9 protein-coding genes are annotated in these 19605 nt (G+C 45.3%); 7 read left to right on the top strand and 2 right to left on the bottom strand.

Going from position 1 to position 19605, the window contains the following annotated elements; translation table 11 throughout:
- The first annotated feature begins 40 nt into the window (after positions 1-40).
- Positions 41-1627, top strand: a complete 1587-nt coding sequence (locus tag K6V30_RS04250) for a beta-N-acetylhexosaminidase (protein WP_055269271.1) — start codon at positions 41-43, stop codon at positions 1625-1627.
- A 1214-nt stretch (positions 1628-2841) separates the two neighbouring features.
- Here the strand turns inward: K6V30_RS04250 and araJ are convergent.
- On the bottom strand, positions 2842-3984 hold the full coding sequence (gene araJ, locus K6V30_RS04245) for an MFS transporter AraJ (RefSeq protein WP_022301329.1): 1143 nt from the start codon (positions 3982-3984) through the stop codon (positions 2842-2844).
- Positions 3985-4513: 529 nt separating this feature from the next.
- Here araJ and K6V30_RS04240 point away from each other — a divergent pair.
- The 6 genes from K6V30_RS04240 to K6V30_RS04215 all read left to right on the top strand — a co-directional run bounded on the left by K6V30_RS04240 (position 4514) and on the right by K6V30_RS04215 (position 16828).
- Positions 4514-6205 (top strand): DUF6377 domain-containing protein, encoded by a 1692-nt coding sequence (locus K6V30_RS04240; protein WP_055269269.1) that lies wholly within the window; start codon positions 4514-4516, stop codon positions 6203-6205.
- A gap of 232 nt (positions 6206-6437) precedes the next feature.
- Complete coding sequence (locus K6V30_RS04235; RefSeq protein WP_055269318.1) at positions 6438-9440, top strand: SusC/RagA family TonB-linked outer membrane protein; 3003 nt, start codon at positions 6438-6440, stop codon at positions 9438-9440.
- 42 nt (positions 9441-9482) lie between these two features.
- Positions 9483-10946, top strand: coding sequence for a RagB/SusD family nutrient uptake outer membrane protein (locus K6V30_RS04230; RefSeq protein ID WP_371441490.1), 1464 nt, complete (start codon positions 9483-9485; stop codon positions 10944-10946).
- Positions 10947-10982: 36 nt separating this feature from the next.
- Positions 10983-12497 (top strand): SusE domain-containing protein, encoded by a 1515-nt coding sequence (locus tag K6V30_RS04225; RefSeq protein ID WP_055269317.1) that lies wholly within the window; start codon positions 10983-10985, stop codon positions 12495-12497.
- A gap of 14 nt (positions 12498-12511) precedes the next feature.
- Positions 12512-14290: an endo-dextranase gene (locus K6V30_RS04220; RefSeq protein ID WP_010535881.1), complete on the top strand. Its 1779-nt coding sequence runs from the start codon at positions 12512-12514 to the stop codon at positions 14288-14290.
- Between the two features lie 24 nt (positions 14291-14314).
- On the top strand, positions 14315-16828 hold the full coding sequence (locus K6V30_RS04215; protein WP_032836618.1) for a glycoside hydrolase family 31 protein: 2514 nt from the start codon (positions 14315-14317) through the stop codon (positions 16826-16828).
- 283 nt (positions 16829-17111) lie between these two features.
- Here K6V30_RS04215 and K6V30_RS04210 read toward each other — a convergent pair whose 3' ends face one another.
- On the bottom strand, positions 17112-19250 hold the full coding sequence (locus K6V30_RS04210) for a glycoside hydrolase family 31 protein (RefSeq protein ID WP_010535879.1): 2139 nt from the start codon (positions 19248-19250) through the stop codon (positions 17112-17114).
- Positions 19251-19605 lie beyond the last annotated feature (355 nt).

The raw sequence follows: 19605 nt of genomic DNA, 5'->3' as shown, positions 1-19605 counted from the left end.
AATTATTTAAAATGGATATAGATTTAATAATTAATGAACCATGAAAATTTACATTAGCCTTTATTTTGTCTTTTTTGTCAGTTGGTTGTCAGCTCAGGACATGACTTCTGCTCTGATACCTATGCCGAATCAGGTAAACATGTTGCAAGGTAAACCATTTTGTTTGGTTGACGGGAAAACAATGATTTATATAAATCGCCCGGAATTGGAGTTTGCAGCGCATAGTTTGCAGAGTGTCATTCAAGAGAGAATGCAGATCACTCTCTCTTCTACAGAATCTATCCGGGCTGATATACGCTTGTTGATAGATCCTTCTATAAAAGGAAATGAACATTATCTTATACATGTAGATAGCCGGGGGATGACAATTAGTGGAGCCACTGTAGCGGCAGTCTATTATGGAGTGAAGACTGTAGATCAGCTTCTTCTAGGAGATGTATGTACTACTATGCAAAAAAAGATATCTCCAGTATTGATTGATGATGCTCCAAGATTTTCTTATCGAGCATTGATGCTTGATCCGGCTCGGCATTTTTTATCAGTGGATGATATTAAGTTTTACATTGACCAAATGGTATGTTATAAATTTAATGTTTTGCAATTGCACTTAACAGATGATCAAGGGTGGAGAATTGAGATTAAGAAATATCCTCAGTTGACTAATAAAGATTATTATACTCAAGAACAGCTTGCTGATCTTATTCGTTATGCTGCTCTACGCAATGTCGAGATCATTCCCGAATTAGATATTCCCGGACATACAACAGAAATATTGGCTGTTTACCCTGAATTGGGTTGCGACATTTGTGTTGATACGATACCTAAAGTAGGGAAACAGTATGATAATATGCTTTGTGCAAGTGTTGAGAAAGTTTATACAGTATATCAAGATATTATCAATGAAGTTTCCAAATTATTTCCGTCTCACTATATTCATTTAGGAGGAGATGAAGCTCTTGTCGATAAGAACTGGGCTGTGTGTTCACGATGTAGAGCATTGATGGTAAAACTAGGATATGAAAAAGCATCGCAGCTTATGATTCCTTTCTTTAATCGTATGTTATCTTTTGTCCGGGAAAACAAAAAAACACCTATTCTTTGGTGCGAGCTTGATAATATTTATCCGCCTGCCAAGGATTATCTTTTTCCCTATCCTAAGGATGTGACATTGGTTAGTTGGCGAGGAGGTTTAACTCCTACTTGTTTGGAACTTACCTGTAAGTATGGTAATCCTGTAATTATGGCACCAGGTGAATATGCCTATTTAGACTATCCGCAATTGAAAGGTGACTTTCCGGAATTCAATAATTGGGGGATGCCTGTCACCACTTTACAAAAGTGTTATCTGTTTGATCCAGGTTATGGTGTGTCAGCTAAAGAACAGGAACATATACAGGGGGTAATGGGTACTTTATGGGCAGAAGCTATACAGGATATCAATAGGGTGACATACATGACTTATCCTCGTGGTATGGCTTTGGCCGAGGTCGGATGGACCCAAATGGAATATCGTAATTGGGATTCATTTAAGCATCGACTTTACCCTAATTTAATGAATCTAATGAAAAAAGGTGTTTCTGTTCGTGTCCCTTTTGAAATAGTGGAAAGAAGATTGGGTAATCAATAGGCTTCATATATTTTTCTGTTTCAACGTGGGGTAGCACTAAATGTTAAGTCATAACTGGGCGACCGTTAAAAGTAGTTTGTGTGCTGATATTCATAATGTCATTGCTACTCCTAGGTAAGGTTCACTGAATAATTTATTTTGTCTAAAATTGAGCAAAAACGTAGATATTTTTAGAAATACAGCATGGATAATGGCATTTGTGTGCAAAAATACTACTATAAAATACACCGATACCATTTTTCGCTTGTAGTTTTAGGTCGTTTAACGTGAAAAAGGATGCATTTAGTGTTAAAATCATTAGATTTTATATGCTATACATTTAAATATCAGCAAATAACGATTATTTAGTAAACTCTATCTAAAATCTGCAAGTTTTTGTATCTTTAGATATTAAGACTTGCAGATTTCCTTTTAAAGTCCATTCCATCCTTTTTATTACTTTTTTCTTTTCTTGATAATTTATTGAACTGGCAGCATACTTTGAACAAACTCTCTCACAAGGTAAAGTGACAAGGGTTTTGAAGAATCATTCAACTTCTTTTTGTAGTTTATACAACAAGAATTCTACTAAATCTATTGCAGAGACAGTCATTTTTGAGCTAATGAGGGAAACTTGGTATACTTTCTGTCTTTTTCTGATAATTGTGCAGGTTTGGAAAAAGGTCTGGAGCAAATTGACAAAATGAATTTTTAATCTCTTTAGAAGGTTCTTTTTCTGCCTGACGGCAGGAACGGATGGAAATAAAGGAATGAAAATCTGTATTTCGTTCATAAATAGGGTGGTATATGAATCTTTACAATTCTAATAATTCGGTATTCATACCTTTCCTGTCAAATAGGGTAGCTTGACTTGTTGGATACCGTTAGCTGACATGCAGAACATTAATGGCTGACATGTCAGGTAGCCTTACTCAACGTGTCAGTCATTAATGTGCTGCAAGTTGGATATATATATTCTACATGTCAGATAACAACACTTTTGCATAATCTTCCATTCAAACGGGACAGATATACAGATCATCTGTATATTCATGCATTGCCTTATTTCCCCGAAGGCTGGTTTGCTCGTTTTTGAAAATGCATCTGTCAGCAGAATCGTCAATATGGTGCCATTGGTCTTCTTATTCTTCGGTTTTTCTCTCTATTCGAAAATGATTAAGAATAAGGTGAAAATCCAGTATTTATTCGATAAAGGGGTTAGGAAGCTGTAAAGTCTAGTACTTGGCTTGATACTTCTTATAAAAAATTAGGAACAAGGTAAATCCGATCAGCGCAAACGGAACACCTGTCAAGGCAGGATAGCGATAGCCACCACTAACTGCAAGTCCCCCGGCATAAGCACCGATAGCATTTCCCAAATTGAACGCAACTTGTACGCAGGCAGCTCCCAACATCTCTCCACCTTTAGCTACCCGGATAATCAATAGTTGCTCCGGACTGGAGACAGCAAACAGTCCTGCTGTACAGAGGCACATCAGTAGAGCAGCTGCCCATTTGTAAGGAGAGAGGAAGAAGATAAGCAGCAGCATCAGACAGATAAGTGCTTGTGCAGCAGTACCTACCTTTCCGGGAGAGTAACGGTCAGAGAGTCGTCCACTGATCAGATTGCCCATGACCATACCGAATCCGGCAAGAATCATCAGAGGGGTGATGCTTTCGGCAGAGAAACCGGAAACATTTGTCAACATGGGATTAATATAGCTGTACCAGCAGAATACACCGCCATTTCCCAATGCCGTAGCACCGAGAATCAGCCAAGGAGCCGGAGTTTTGAGAAAGCGGAACTGTCCTTTGAAGCCGGTATCTTTCAGTCCTTCTACATGAGGAACCCATCGCCAGATATAATACAGAATGACGATTCCCCAAAGACCTACCAGCAGGAAGGTAGCACGCCACGAAAGCATGGTGCTTAAAGAAGTTCCCAATGGTACACCGAATAGGTTGGCAATGGTCATTCCGGCAATCATGATGGAGACAGCTTCCGAGCTTTTACCTTTATCGGCAAGTCTTTCTGCCACAATAGAACCTACTCCGAAATAGGCTCCATGAGGAAGTCCGGAGATGAATCGGGAAATAAGCAGCATCCAGTAACTAGGTGATAAGGCTGCACAGATATTACCTATCATAATCAGGGTGACTAATACCAGCAATATATGTTTTAATGGATACTTCCGGGCCAATGTTAATACGGGGGCACCTACACAAACCCCCAATGCATAGGCGGAAATAAAATGCCCGGCAGTAGGGATACTTATCTGTAAATCTCTCGCTACATCGGGCAGTATACCCATCATCACAAACTCTGCGATACCCAATCCGAGGGTACCGAATGCCAATGCAATAAGACTCTTCTTCATACGAAACTTAACCTAATACCTGTTACTTTTTTTACCTTACTTTATTTAGCGTGACTTTTATCGGAGCGCAAAGGTAAAACAAAATATCTCAGGGTGAGTTCGCCATGAAAGATTTTGATTTAAATCAATTTATACGGTTTAGAGGTAGGACGGATATATGGAGTTATCCACTAATAGCTCAATCCGGGAGAAAGGAAAAGGGAGTCAGTTCAATGAGTAGTCCGATTAAATACAATGACTTTAAACCGCTTTTTTGAGGATTTTATAAGAGATTATTTACAAATATTCTTTAAATATCAGATAGTTAATAATTTCTTTATAGCCGGGCTCTTAATAATTTGTCGGATACTTCATATCTGTTTTATCCTGGTGTGACCAGATTTATGGCCATTATTAGAAATGTAATTATTGCAAATATAATAATTATCCTCCGTCTGTTTTTTAATGGCCTCATTTATCATAATAATTGTAAGAAAGGCTTGAGGTTTCTGAAAGACTTTTATCTTTGCAGTAATAATATGCATAGACTATGAGAAAGATTGTTTTGATTTTCGTGACAGTTGTCCTTCCCTGTTTGCTTTGTGCAAGAAATGATGATAAGAGTACCGACGCGTTGCTTCGTCAGATTGATGGTATCATTAAGAACCGCCAGACTTACGGAGCAGAGAAGGAAGCTCGTATTGCTGACCTGAAGAAACTACTTTCGGAAGCAACTTCCGATGAACAGCGTTATGGGTTTTGTGGCAGGCTCTTCGATGAATATCGGGCCTATAATCTGGATTCTTCTTATGTATATGCACAAAGAAAGCAGAATCTGGCTTCTCATATGGGAAAACAAGATTATCTGGATGATTCCGCGATGAATATGGCAGAGGTAATGGGAACAACCGGAATGTATAAAGAAGCTCTGGAGCAGCTGGGGCAGATAGACAAGAAGACATTGCCCGATTATCTGTATTCCTATTACTATCATTTATATCGTACCATCTATGGACTGATGGGAGACTATGCCGTCACGGAAAAAGAAAAGAAGGCATATTACCGGATGACAGACCTGTATCGGGACTCTCTTTTGCAGATAAATGCTTCCGATTCTTTGGGGCACGTATTAGTCATGGCTGATAAATGTATAGTCCATGCCCAATATGATGAAGCAATTCGTATGCTGATGGATTATTACGGAAGACCTTCGATGGATGAACACTCCAAAGCTATGATTACTTACACCCTTTCAGAAGGATATCGCCTGAAGGGAGATAAAAAAGGGCAAAAGCACTATCTGGCTCTTTCGGCTATTGCCGATTTGAAATCGGCGGTGAAAGAATATGTATCTCTTCGGAAACTGGCCTCTCTTGTCTATGAGGACGGAGATATAGACCGCGCTTATAATTATCTGAAGTGCTCGTTAGAAGATGCTACTCTTTGCAATGCCCGTCTGCGTACATTAGAGATCTCTCAGGTGTTCCCTATCATCGATCAGGCCTACCAGCTGAAAGCGAAGCGGCAGCAACAGGAAATGAAGATATCGCTGATCTGTATTAGCTTGCTTTCTATCTTCTTGCTGGTAGCTGTCTTCTTTGTTTATAAACAGATGAAGAAAGTGGCGGCAGCCCGTCGTGAAGTGCTTGACACCAATACGCTGTTGCAAGAGCTGAATGAAGAACTTCATCACTCCAATTCACAACTGAAAGAGATGAACCATACGCTTTCAGAAACGAACTATATCAAAGAAGAGTATATCGGGCGATATATGGACCAATGTTCTACATACCTCGACAAAATGGACCTGTACCGTCGCTCTCTGAATAAGATTGCGGCTGCTGGTAAGGTTGAAGAACTCTATAAAGCAATCAAATCCTCCCAATTCCTCGAAGAAGAATTGAAAGAGTTCTATGCTAATTTCGATATGACCTTCCTGCAGCTCTTCCCCAACTTCGTGGAAGAATTCAATGCTCTGCTCGTTGAGCCGATGCAGCCTAAAGCGGGAGAACTATTAAATACCGAGCTTCGTATCTTTGCTCTTATCCGGCTGGGGATTACGGATAGTACGAAGATTGCCCAATTCCTGCGTTATTCTGTTACTACCATCTACAATTACCGGACGCGTGTCCGTAATAAAGCACTTGGCGAACGAGATGAGTTTGAGGCTAAAGTGATGAAAATAGGTAAGGTAGAAGAGAAGGTTGCGGAGACGGAAGAGAAAGCCGCCCGCCCGGAATAGAGAAAATGAAGGGAAAAAGTGAAAACCGGTAAGACGGAAAAGTAAGAAAACCACTACTTTTTTAGCATAATTGTTATTTTATAATAATCTTATTATTAATGGTTTATACTGTATGTTACTGTATAAATCACTATATTTTTGCTATCTCTCAAAAGAAGCGGGTTTAATTGTGGATACTTTTGTTTCAGCGAGAACAAATAGTAATCCTAATATTAACTTTAAATTATTGTACATGAAACAGAGCATGAAGTCGAAAGGCTTTGAACGCCGCCTCTTATTAATAATGTGGGGCTTGTTCCTATCTCTTAGTGCATTTGCACAACAGATTACAGTAAAAGGACATGTGGCAGACGCTGCAGGTGAGCCGGTTATCGGTGCCAGCGTGATAGAAGGGAAATCCACGAATGGTACGATTACCGATATAGACGGTAACTTCTCATTAAGTGTTTCAGCCAACAGCACACTGACTGTCTCTTTTGTCGGCTATAAGACGCAAACCATTTCGGTGAACGGGAAAACCTCGTTGAAAGTAACTTTGCAGGAAGATACGGAAGTATTGGATGAAGTAGTTGTAATAGGTTACGGAACAATGAAAAAGAGCGATTTGACCGGTGCCGTGTCTTCTGTCGGGGTGAAAGATATCAAAGACTCTCCGGTAGCCAATATCGGTCAGGCGATGCAAGGCAAGGTATCCGGCGTACAGATTATCGATGCCGGTAAGCCGGGTGACAATGTTACCATTAAAATCCGTGGCTTGGGAACGATCAATAACAGTAACCCTTTGATTGTCATCGACGGAATCCCTACCGACTTGGGATTGTCTTCTCTGAACATGGCTGATGTAGAGCGGGTAGACGTATTGAAAGATGCTTCGGCAACGGCTATCTACGGTTCGCGTGGTGCAAATGGTGTAGTGATGATTACCAGCAAACGTGGTGCAGAAGGTGCGGGAAAGGTAACGGTAAATGCAAACTGGGCGGTTCAGAATGCAACCAAGGTGCCCGATATGCTGAACGCCGCTCAATATGCTGCCCTGAGCAATGATATGCTGTCTAATAATGATGATAATACAAACCCTTACTGGGCAGACCCTTCTTTATTGGGAGCAGGAACGAACTGGCTGGATGAGATGCTGCGCACGGGAGTGAAACAAAGTTACTCTGTGAGCTACTCCGGCGGTACGGAGAAGGCTCATTACTATGTATCCGGTGGTTTCCTCGATCAGTCCGGTATCGTAGAAAGCGTTAATTACCGTCGTTTCAATTTCCAGGCCAACAGCGATGCTCAGGTCAATAAGTGGCTGAAGTTCACGACTAACCTGACGTTCAGTACCGATGTGAAAGAAGGTGGATCTTACAGTATCGGAGATGCAATGAAAGCACTTCCCACCCAGCCGGTGAAGAATGAAGACGGCAGTTGGAGCGGTCCCGGGCAGGAGGCGCAATGGTACGGAAGTATTCGCAACCCGATCGGTACACTGCACATGATGACCAATGAGACCAAAGGATATAACTTTCTGGCAAATATTACCGGAGAGATCACCTTTACCAAATGGCTGAAGCTGAAAAGTACCTTCGGTTATGATGCCAAATTCTGGTTTGCCGACAACTTTACTCCGGCTTATAACTGGAAACCGAACCCGGTAGAAGAATCCTCCCGCTATAAAAGCGATAACAAGTCGTTCACCTATTTGTGGGACAATTATTTTGTATTCGATCATACTTTCGCCCGGAAACATCGTGTGGGTGTCATGGCTGGTTCTTCTGCTCAATGGAACAACTACGACTATCTGAATGCTCAAAAGAATATCTTCATGTTTGATAATATCCACGAGATGGACAACGGCGAGAAGATGTACAGTCTCGGCGGTAGCCAGAGTGACTGGGCGCTGCTTTCTCTGATGGCACGTCTCAACTATTCTTACGAAGATAAATACCTGCTCACAGCCACTGTACGTCGTGACGGTTCTTCCCGTTTCGGCAAGAACAACCGTTGGGGGACTTTCCCTTCCGTCTCTCTGGCATGGCGCATTTCTCAGGAAAACTGGTTTCCGAAAGACAACAACTTCCTGATGAACGATCTCAAACTACGCGTCGGATACGGTGTGACCGGTAATCAGGAAATCGGTAACTACGGTTTTGTTGCTTCCTATAATACGGGAGTCTATCCTTTCGGCAACAATAATTCTACCGCTTTGGTATCGACGACCCTTTCCAATCCGAATATTCATTGGGAAGAAGTGCGCCAGACCAACTTCGGTGTAGATATGAGCCTGTTCAACTCACGTGTCAACCTTTCGCTGGATGCATATATCAAGAAGACAACCGATATGTTGGTGAAAGCTTCCATTCCTATCACTTCCGGCTTTGAAGATACTACCGAAACCTTCACTAATGCCGGCAAGATGCGTAATAAGGGAGTGGAAATGACCCTGCGTACCATCAATATGAAAGGTCTTTTCTCTTGGGAATCTGCTTTGACGGCTACCTATAACAAGAACGAAATTCTGGACTTGAACAGTGAGACCCCGATGTTTATCAATCAGATGGGCAACTCCTACGTGACTATGCTCAGAGCCGGTTATCCGATTAATGTATTCTATGGATATGTGACTGACGGGCTTTTCCAGAACTGGGATGAGGTAAACCGCCACGCTACCCAGCCGGGAGCCGCTCCGGGTGATATCCGTTTCCGGGACTTGAATAACGACGGAGTCATCAACGATGAAGACCGTACCGTAATCGGCAATCCGAACCCGAACTGGTTCTTCTCTCTGACCAACAATTTTTCTTATAAGGGATGGGAACTCTCTGTTTTCCTGCAAGGTGTATCGGGTAATAAAATTTATAATGCCAACAATGTAGACAACGAAGGAATGGCAGCCGCTTACAACCAGACCACAGCCGTATTGAACCGCTGGACAGGCGAAGGAACTAGCAACTCCATGCCCCGCGCTATCTGGGGAGACCCGAATCAGAACTGCCGTGTATCCGACAGATTTGTAGAAAACGGTTCATACCTCCGTCTGAAGAACATTACACTTTCGTATACACTGCCCAAAAAGTGGATGCAAAAGATTCAGCTGGAAAATGCCCGCATCTCCTTCTCTTGCGAGAATGTGGCCACTATTACCGGATATTCCGGCTTCGATCCGGAAGTTGACGTCAATGGTATCGACAGCAGCCGCTACCCGATTTCACGTACGTTCAGCATGGGTTTGAACTTTAACTTTTAAATCAGGAGGAAGAATATGAAAAAGATAACAACTTTGGTGATGATGTTTGCCATGCTGGCATTGACATCATGCAACGATTTCTTAGATAAATATCCTAAATATGGAGTCGATCCCGAATCGGAAGTAACGAACGAGATTGCTGTGGCACTGACCACTGCCTGCTATAAGACTCTCCAGTCGTCCAATATGTACAACCAGCGTATATGGAGTCTTGATATCATTGCGGGCAACAGTGAGGTAGGTGCCGGAGGGGGAACTGACGGACTGGAAACTGTTCAGGCTTCCAACTTCATAGCCCAGAGCGATAATGGCTTTGCCTTGTACGTATGGCGCTCTCCGTGGGTAGGTATCGGACGTTGTAACATCGTACTTTCCAATCTGCCTTCGGCTGCTGTCTCTGATGAGATAAAGACCCGTTGCATGGGTGAAGCGTATTTCCTGCGTGCACATTATTATTATATTCTGGTGCGTCTGTATGGAGGTGTACCTTTGCGCCTGCAACCGTTTGAGCCGGGAGAATCTACGGATATTGCCCGTAATACGGTAGATGAGGTATATGCCCAGATTCTTTCCGACTGTAAGAATGCAGTGGCGATGCTTCCTCCGAAGAGCAGTTATGGAGACAGCGACAGAGGACGTGCCTGCAAAGAAGCCGCAATGGCCATGCTGGCGGATATTTACCTGACACTTGCTCCTAACCATCGCGAATACTATGATGAAGTCGTGACTCTATGCAATGACATTGCCGCGATGGGATATGATCTGACTCAATGCAATTATGCCGATAACTTCGATGCTACCATCAACAATGGTGCGGAATCCCTTTTCGAAGTACAATACTCCGGAAGCACGGAATATGACTTCTGGGGCGGTGATAACCAGTCATCCTGGCTGTCGACTTTCATGGGACCTCGTAATTCAAGTCTGGTAGCCGGTGCTTATGGATGGAACCTGCCTACAGAAGAGTTCTTCAAGCAATACGAAGACGGTGATTTACGGAAAGACATAACTGTATTGTATCAGGGCTGTCCCGCTTTTGACGGCATGGAGTACAGACGTTCCTGGTCGAATACAGGTTATAATGTGCGCAAGTTCCTTGTGTCGAAGACCGTCTCTCCGGAGTATAATACCAACCCCAACAACTTCGTAGTATACCGCTATGCGGATGTCCTGCTGAAGAAAGCGGAAGCATTGAATGAACAGGGACATCCCGAACTGGCTGCCGGACCTCTGAACATCGTTCGTCAGCGTGCCGGGCTGGCAGATGTGCCGACTACCCTGACCCAGACCGAAATGAGGGAGAAGATTATTCATGAGCGCCGGATGGAGCTAGCTTTTGAAGGACACCGCTGGTTTGATATGATCCGTATTGATAATGGAAACTATGCGCTGACATTCCTGAAATCCATCGGTAAGAATAATGTGACCAAAGAACGCCTCCTGCTGCCTATTCCGCAGACAGAGATGGACTCCAATCATCTGATGACTCAGAATCCCGGTTATTAATCTGTTTTATAATCATTCATTTAGATCAATAATATGATGAAGAAATATATATATCAGTTGTTATGCTCTCTTTTCATCGGCGGAACCATGGTTGCCTGTGCCGAGGATTATATGGAGACAGATAAAGGACATGATACCCTTACCCTTTCGGTGAATCAGCAGGAGCTGGTGTTGAACGAGAAGAACCATAGTCAGGAAGCGCTTGCCCTTTCGTGGACTACCGGAACGAATTACGGAAGCGATAACCGCATCTCTTATACGCTGGAACTGGCTGAGGCAGGAACAGACTTTGCCAATGCTTACTCAGTAGATTTGGGCACAGGAACGTACCAGTGGACAAAGAAAGTAGAAGAACTTAACCAGTTTCTGAATACGCAGCTTGGTATCGGCTATGCAGTGAAAGCAGAGCTGGAAGCACGTATCACAGCTGTCGTTGCCGGAATGGAAGATCAGAAGCAGAGTGCAACGGCTGCCTTCACGGTGACTACTTACCAGCCGGTTACTACCACACTTTACTTGATTGGCGACGCTACTCCGAAAGGATGGAGTGCCGACGAAGCGACGGCAATGGAGCGTACGGACAACGGACAGTTTACGTGGATCGGAAAACTGACAGCCGGATCGTTTAAGTTTATAACGACTTTGGGAGACTTCCTGCCGTCATACAACCGTGACGCCAGTGCCGGAGAAGCGCTCAAACTAACCTACCGCACATCAGGCGACCAGCCGGACGAACCGTTCACAATGAGTGAAGAAGGAACGTACATTGTAAAAGTAGACCTGCTCGACTTGTCGCTGACTCTTACCGAAACGGAAGCCATCGGCTGGAGATTTGAAGAATTTTTCATTGTCGGCTCGTTTACCGGTGACAATGGCTGGGGATTTGAAGCACTGTCCAAAGATGCCGTTCAGATGGATTTGTTCCATTATGGAGCTGTCATCCCCTGGAAAGCAGACGGAGAATTTAAATTCGCTTCTGTGGCAGACTTCGGCCAGTCGGATGCCTTCTTTCATCCTGCTACAGCAAATGCTCCGTACACTTCGACATCCGTAGTACTCGGAGGCGAGGATAATAAATGGCAAATGAAGGAAACCGAATGCGGCAAACCTTATAAAGTACTGTTCTACACAGGCAAAGGAAAAGAAAAGATGCTGATGCGTCCGTTCACTCCTTACGAAGGACTGTATCTGGTAGGTGAGGCAACTCCGAACGGATGGAGCCTGGACAATGCTACCCCGATGACGAAGAGTGCCGACAGTCCTTACGTCTTCACATGGAGCGGTACGCTGAAAGCCGGTGAGATGAAGATTTCATGCGATAAGCAGTCCGACTGGGGCGGAGACTGGTTTATGGCGGATAAGAATGGCAAGACTCCGACGGGTGAGGTGGAAACAGCCTTGTTCGTCACCAAGTCTGACGCAGAGTTGAGCAGCATGTATCCGGATGCGGACTTGGGTGGTCTGGATAATAAGTGGAATATTCAGGAAGCTGGTTCTTATCGGATTACGATTGACCAGTTGAAAGAGACGATCTCGATTGTGAAACAATAAAACAAGAATTCAAGATGAAGAAAATAATATACTTGGCAGCTGCTTTCCTGTGCATGGCTTGCAGTGATGATCATGAGTCGGACCAGCAGCATGGAGGAGCTTCGGGAAGTGTGACCGAAGTGACTCCGGTAACATCGGACTTAAGTGTCGGCCTGTCGACGGATAAGGCTTTCTATAAACCGGGAGAAAAGGTGGTATTTACAGCAGACAACGCTCTGCCTGCCGGAACCAAAGTACGTTATCGCCTTTCGGGTGAAACGGTCGGAGAGGAGTCGGTAAACGGTACCGGCTGGACGTGGCAGCCGCCTGCCACCGATTTCAAAGGATACATGGCAGAGGTTTACCGTCAGGAAAATGGCACGGATGTGATAGTCGGCACGATTGCGGTAGATGTATCCAGTGACCCGGCACGTTTCCCGCGCTACGGTTTTGTCGCTGATTTCAGTCAGGAGAAGACAACTGCGAAGACGCAGGAAGAGATGGCATATCTGAACCGTCACCATATCAACTGGGTGCAGTTTCAGGACTGGCACAATAAGCACCACTGGCCGTTGGGCGGCACACGCACGCAGTTGGACGAGGTATATATGGACATTGCTAACCGTGAGGTTTATACAAGTTCGGTGAAGAACTACATTGAAGCACAACACCGTTTCGGTATGAAATCCATGTTCTACAATCTTTGTTTCGGAGCCTTGAAAGATGCTGCCGCGGATGGAGTAAAGGAAGAATGGTACTTGTTTAAGGATGCTTCTCATACCACTAAGGACAGTCACGACCTGCCGGGCGGATGGAAAAGTAATATCTATCTGGTAGACCCTTCCAACAAGGAATGGCAGGAATATCTTGCCGAAAGGAATGACGATGTGTATGCTAATTTCGCCTTCGACGGTTATCAGATAGACCAGTTGGGAAGACGCGGTACTCTTTACGATTACAGCGGTACTCCTGTCAACCTGCGCGAGGGATACGCCTCTTTTATAGAAGCGATGAAGCAGGTTCATCCGGACAAGAGTCTGGTGATGAACGCAGTCAGCCGTTACGGTGCCCGCCAGATAGGGGAGAGCGGCAAAGTCGATTTCTTCTATAATGAAGTATGGGCGGATGAGGCCGACTTTACCAATCTGAAAGCTATTCTTTATGAGAATGGAGTATATGGTAACTACCGGTTGAATACGGTTTTTGCAGCCTACATGAATTATAACAAGGCAGATAACCGGGGAGAGTTTAATACGCCGGGTATCTTGCTGACGGATGCCGTAATGTTTGCTTTGGGTGGTTCGCACCTCGAACTAGGAGGCGATCATATGCTGTGCAAGGAATATTTCCCGAATGAGAACCTGACCATGAGCGAAGAGCTGAAAACGGCGATGGTTCATTACTACGACTTCCTGACGTCGTATCAGAATCTGCTTCGCGACGGAGGAACAGAGAACAGCATCACCATGAACTGTACCAACGGCGAAATGAAGTTGAATGTATGGCCTCCCCAACAAGGGTCGGTCACTACCTATGCCAAACAGGTGGGCGACAAGCAGGTGATACATCTCCTTAACTTCTCGCAAGCGAACAGCCTGAGCTGGAGAGACGTGGACGGCACTATGCCGGAACCGGCTTTGATTACGAAAGCGGCTTTGCAGATGAATCTGCCGGCAAAGGTGAACAAGCTGTGGGTAGCATCGCCGGATGTACACGGGGGAGCTTTGCAGGAGCTGGCTTTTACACAAGAGAACGGAGTCGTTTCTTTCACTTTGCCTTCTCTGAAATATTGGACCATGATTGTAGCTGAATAAGGTGGCTGAGACAGAATGAATAAAATGACAGGTATGAAGATTAGATACAGGTTTTGGGTGTGGGCACTGTGCCTGATGTTTCCAACGCTGGTATGGGCGGAAAATGCGGTACGTACATGCACCTCTTTTACACAGCAAGGGCGCCGGGTGACTTTTCACCTGGCGGACAGCGCTGCGTTGCAGTTGCAGCTTTGCAGCCCTTCGGTAGTCAAGGTCTGGTTTTCGCCGGACGGAACACTGCAACGGAAAAATGCTTCCTTCGCAGTGATCAACGAAGAGCTGGAAGACGTGGGAACAGTACATGTGGATGAGCAGGCAGCCTGCTACGAGATTTTCACGGCGAAATTGCGTATCCGCGTGAATAAGTCTCCGTTGAGTTTGCAGATATTCGATAAGTATCAGAAGCTTTTGTTCAGCGACTATGCTGACAAAGGACACGTGAACGAGGGGACAAAGAAAGTGGAATATAAGGTACTCCGCCGAGACGAGCACTTCTTCGGACTCGGAGAGAAAACGGGGAAGATGGACCGCAGAGGTGAGTCTTATAAGATGTGGAACAGCGACAAGCCCTGCTACAGTGTAGTGGAAGACCCGCTCTACAAAAGTATTCCTTTCTTTATGAGTAGCTACCGGTATGGTATTTTTCTGGATAATACGTATAAGACAGAGTTCAAGTTCGGTACCGAGAGCCGTGACTACTATAGCTTCGAAGCACCGGATGGCGAAATGATTTATTATTTCATCTTCGGAAAAGATTATAAAGAAATCATCGGTCAGTATGCCGGCTTGACGGGCAAACCCATTATGCCTCCGAAATGGGCACTGGGCTTTGCTCAGTGCCGGGGACTGCTTACCAGCGAGAAACTGAGCCGTGAGATAGCCGAAGGATACCGTCAGCGCGGAATCCCTTGCGATATCATCTATCAGGACATCGGCTGGACAGAACATCTGCAGGACTTCGAGTGGCGGAAAGGAAACTACACGGACCCGAAGAAAATGCTGTCCGACCTGAAAGAAATGGGATTTAAAGTCGTGGTATCACAAGACCCGGTCATTTCACAAGCCAACAAGAAGCAGTGGGAAGAAGCCGACCGTCTGGGTTACTTTGTGAAAGACAGTACCGACGGCAAGAGTTACGACATGCCCTGGCCCTGGGGAGGCAACTGCGGAGTAGTGGACTTTACCTTGCCCGCCGTAGCCGACTGGTGGGGAGCATATCAGCAGAAGCCTATTGATGACGGCATCTCCGGCTTCTGGACGGATATGGGCGAACCGGCATGGAGCAATGAGGAGCAGACCGAACGCCTTGTGATGAAACATCATCTGGGCATGCACGATGAAATCCATAACGTCTACGGACTGACCTGGGACAAGGTAGTGAAAGAACAATTTGAAAAGCGTAACCCCGACCGTCGTGTTTTTCAGATGACCCGTGCCGCTTATGCGGGCTTGCAGCGCTATACGTTTGGCTGGACAGGCGATTGCGGCAATGGTGACGATGTTTCGCAGGGATGGGGGCAACTGGCCAATCAGATTCCGGTGATTCTTTCTGCCGGACTGGGATTAATTCCGTTTACCACCTGTGACATTACCGGGTATTGCGGAGACATTGAAGACTATCCCGCTATGGCGGAACTTTATACCCGCTGGATACAGTTCGGCGCATTCAATCCTCTGAGCCGCATTCATCATGAGGGCGACAACCCGGTAGAACCCTGGCTCTTCGGACCGGAAGCGGAAAAGAACGCAAAGGCAGCCATCGAACTGAAATACCGCTTGCTGCCTTATATTTATACGTATGCCCGCGAAGCTCACGACACAGGTTTACCGATCATGCGTCCGCTCTTCATGGAGTATCCGATGGACATGGAGACTTTCTCTACCGATGCCCAGTTCCTTTTTGGACAGGAACTGCTGGTGGCTCCCGTAGTGAAGAAAGGGGCGCGTACAAAGAACGTCTACTTGCCCGAAGGTACCTGGATTGATTATAACAACCGGAAGACGACTTACATCGGAGAGCAGTGGACTACCGTAGAGGCTCCGTTGTCCAGCATTCCGATGTTTGTAAAGCAAGGTTCTGTTATCCCGACTATGCCGGTGATGAACTATACGCATGAGAAGCCTGTCTATCCTTTAATCTTTGAAGTTTTCCCGGCGGCAAAGGGAGAAGAGGCTTCGTTTACTTTGTACGAAGATGAAGGAGAAAATCTCGGTTACCAGCGGGATGAATTTGCCAAAACTCCCGTTCGCTTCCGGACGGATGAGGACGGTTATCATCTTTCGGTTGGTGCCCGTGAAGGGAAAGGCTATACAGTGCCCGGTCCCCGGAACTTTGTTTTCCGCATCTATCTGAAGACAGCTCCCAAAGGAGTGACCGTTCAGGGTACGAAAGTAAAGAAAGTGAAGCCGGAACGTTTGGAAGAGAATATGGATAGTGATACCGAAAGCTTAGTGTGGAGCTGGGATAAGGAGACTGGCATTTGCAGTCTTCGTATGCCGGATCGGGGGGAAGAGAGTCAGATTTCCCTGCATATATAGTCTGGATTCGGCTCACTTTTTGTAAGTGTAAAAGTAAAAAGTATCTGCCGTCTGTACCAGAACGCTCATAAGTAGTTAGCTTATAGTGATTGGTTGCAGGACGGCAGATACTCTTGTTTTTGTTTCCCGGCTTGAAACACTTAGTTTCATTGCTTGAAACACTTTGTTCCAAGCAATGAAACTAAGTGTTTCAACGGTTGAAACTAATCATGAAATTACTAGCTTGTTTCTTTGCGATAGTTTGCTTCAGTGGACCTGACTTCAGTAGACCGTAGCTTTTATCTTAGTTGATAAATTCGTAGCCTTTGAGTTGGTATCTCTTGATCTTGCAACCTTTCGTTCTCGTCAGCTTTACCTTTCCTTTAGCCGCATTCAAGGTGACTTGATTGAACTGTCCTTTTTGGAAATCATAGCTTATACCGTCATCCTCGAAAAGCTGGCAGGTAGCGGTCGGAGTACCATACACTTTGCAGTTCAGGTTGAATACGGTTTGTGCATCTACATAGGGAACAGGCTCGGCAAGAGGCAACAGTGTTCCCTGACGTACGTAGAGTGGCAATTGATTGAGTTCGGTTGTAATCTCATATTCACGGTTGCCTTCATACTTTTCGTTGGTATTGAAGTTATACCAGGTTCCTTCCGGGAAGTAGACTTTCCGTGCTTTCTTATTCTCATACAGGGGAGCCGCCATCAGTCCGTCGCCGATCATGTATTGGTCGCTGATCGTGCGCAGGCGTTCATCCTTCGGGAAATCCATCAGCAGCGGGCGGAAAGGAGGCGTTCCTTCTTGCTGGTATGTGTGGAAAGCTGCATAAAGATAAGGAATCAACTCCATGCGCAGGTTGATCAGCGTGCGGGCATATTCCTCATATTGCTTTGCTTCCGGCAGGAACTCGCCCCGTTCGTTCTTTCCACGGTCGAATTGCAGCCAGGGGGCATATTGCAGATACCATGCGTTCACCATTGCTTGTGGAGAAAGAATCACCGTTTGCAGGCGATGGAAGAAATCTTCGGCAGAGTGAGCTTCGCGTACTTCGGGACACCACAACAGCCCTCCGAATGCGGAGTTGCAGAGTGCCTGAATGTATTCTTTGGGATCGTATGTGTCACTGTAGAGCACGGCGCTGCGTGAAGACATAAACATGCCGGACGAACGGTAATCCTGATAAGTACGGGTGTTCTTGGCACGGTAGATGCTGTCCATCGCGTTTACGTAGAGAGAACCGAATACCTGGTGCATCTGTTCACCGTCGATACCCGAAGGGAATTGCGCCAAATCCGGGAAGCACCATGTGGCAGAGGCGAATGAGATATTCGAGTTGTCACATTCGTCCAGTTTGAAGCCGGAGATACCTTCATCTATCAGTGTGCGGTGGTAGTCGGTGAATATCTTGTGTGCCTCCGGTTTGATAAAGTCAGGTACCAGTCCGTTCCATACGAGGAAGTCGCCTGAGTAAGGTTCCAGTGCCTTCCGGATGGGGGAGCTGGGGTGTACGTAGGCGTGTTCCCACAGGTTGACCTTGTATCCTTTCTCTTGGAGCCGGGTCAGCATTTCTTTGTGCTGCGGGAACCGGTCTTTGCTCCAGATGTAAGAGCAGGAATAAGTGGCTGTCTGCCATCCCGGTTCGAGTCCTAATACGTCACACGGGATATTGTTGTTGCGGAAGTAATCGGCAAAACGCATCACGGAGTCCTGCGTAGCATCTCCTTTCACACGGTATTTGAATCCGAGTCCCCACATCGGAGGGAGACATCCTCCGCCGGAGAGAAGATTGTATCTCTTCACTACGTCCAGCACTTCCGGTCCGGTGATGACGAATACTTCGATACCTTTTGCACCGGGGACATCGATAAATATTTTGTTTCCGTTGCTCCTGTTCTTATACAGGTCTTCCGTAGTGGTAGCGATATGCTTTCTTTCTTCTATTCTTTGCTGACGACTGTGTTCGGTTTTCTGGTTGGAACCGCACAGAAAAGTAGTATACCGTGCTGTGTTGACCAGAATGCCGTATCCTTTGGTAGAGACATAAAATGTCTGCGGGGCATGCGTGTATCCGAGTCCGTTCAGTGGATTGTCATTTACTATCGGACGTTTGCGCAGACCGCGCTGACCGAAAGTTTCGAATTGAAGTCCGAAACCGTAGATTTGTTCATTGTCTTCCAGGGGAACTTCAATCAGGCATCCCCGGTCGGTTATCTTTATCTGCACGTCTTCGGCATCAAAAGGCAACTTGGCTGCAGGAAGTGCCTTCATTGCTTCTATGACAGGCTTGCCACCAAACAGGGAATAGGGGGTGAAAGTATCAATCTCTCCCTTTTGCAGTTTGATAACTCCCGGAGCAATCTCTTTCTGGGCGGACACTTGTACGGTGGAGATGAGCCCTGCTGTAATCAGGAAAAGGTAAAGTAATAGTTTTTTCATTGCAGTTTATTTTTATCATGGTTACATTTATATAAGACTCTCAAGAGATTCTTTACCACTAAAAAGCTATGTGGAAATATTGCAAATATAAGAATAAAGTATCTTTGAACCTGCGTTTTTCATCTGCAATAGACGGGTTGTCAGGCGTTAATACTTGATGTTGTCAGCTGTTAACGTCTGACATGACAGGTATTAATATCTGAAGCGACAAACATTAATACCTGAGACGACGGATATTAATGCCTCAAATTACCGTTGTTAATGTATTGAGAATCAGTTACGTATATTTGGGGCGAGATCTGTTTCCGTTTGAAGTGAGTATTTCTTTTTCTATTCTTATCAAAAATTCGTAATA

Source organism: Bacteroides faecis (assembly GCF_020091505.1).
Taxonomy (GTDB): domain Bacteria; phylum Bacteroidota; class Bacteroidia; order Bacteroidales; family Bacteroidaceae; genus Bacteroides; species Bacteroides faecis.
This window is presented reverse-complemented; position numbering and strand designations above follow the sequence as displayed.

Coding starts and splice junctions, on each gene's coding strand:
- K6V30_RS04215 (WP_032836618.1), top strand. CDS start 14,315: ATGACAGGTATGAAGATTAGATACAGGTTTTGGGTGTGGGCACTGTGC.
- K6V30_RS04235 (WP_055269318.1), top strand. CDS start 6,438: ATGAAACAGAGCATGAAGTCGAAAGGCTTTGAACGCCGCCTCTTATTA.
- K6V30_RS04240 (WP_055269269.1), top strand. CDS start 4,514: ATGAGAAAGATTGTTTTGATTTTCGTGACAGTTGTCCTTCCCTGTTTG.
- K6V30_RS04250 (WP_055269271.1), top strand. CDS start 41: ATGAAAATTTACATTAGCCTTTATTTTGTCTTTTTTGTCAGTTGGTTG.
- K6V30_RS04225 (WP_055269317.1), top strand. CDS start 10,983: ATGAAGAAATATATATATCAGTTGTTATGCTCTCTTTTCATCGGCGGA.
- K6V30_RS04230 (WP_371441490.1), top strand. CDS start 9,483: ATGTTTGCCATGCTGGCATTGACATCATGCAACGATTTCTTAGATAAA.
- K6V30_RS04220 (WP_010535881.1), top strand. CDS start 12,512: ATGAAGAAAATAATATACTTGGCAGCTGCTTTCCTGTGCATGGCTTGC.
- K6V30_RS04210 (WP_010535879.1), bottom strand. CDS start 19,250: ATGAAAAAACTATTACTTTACCTTTTCCTGATTACAGCAGGGCTCATC.
- araJ (WP_022301329.1), bottom strand. CDS start 3,984: ATGAAGAAGAGTCTTATTGCATTGGCATTCGGTACCCTCGGATTGGGT.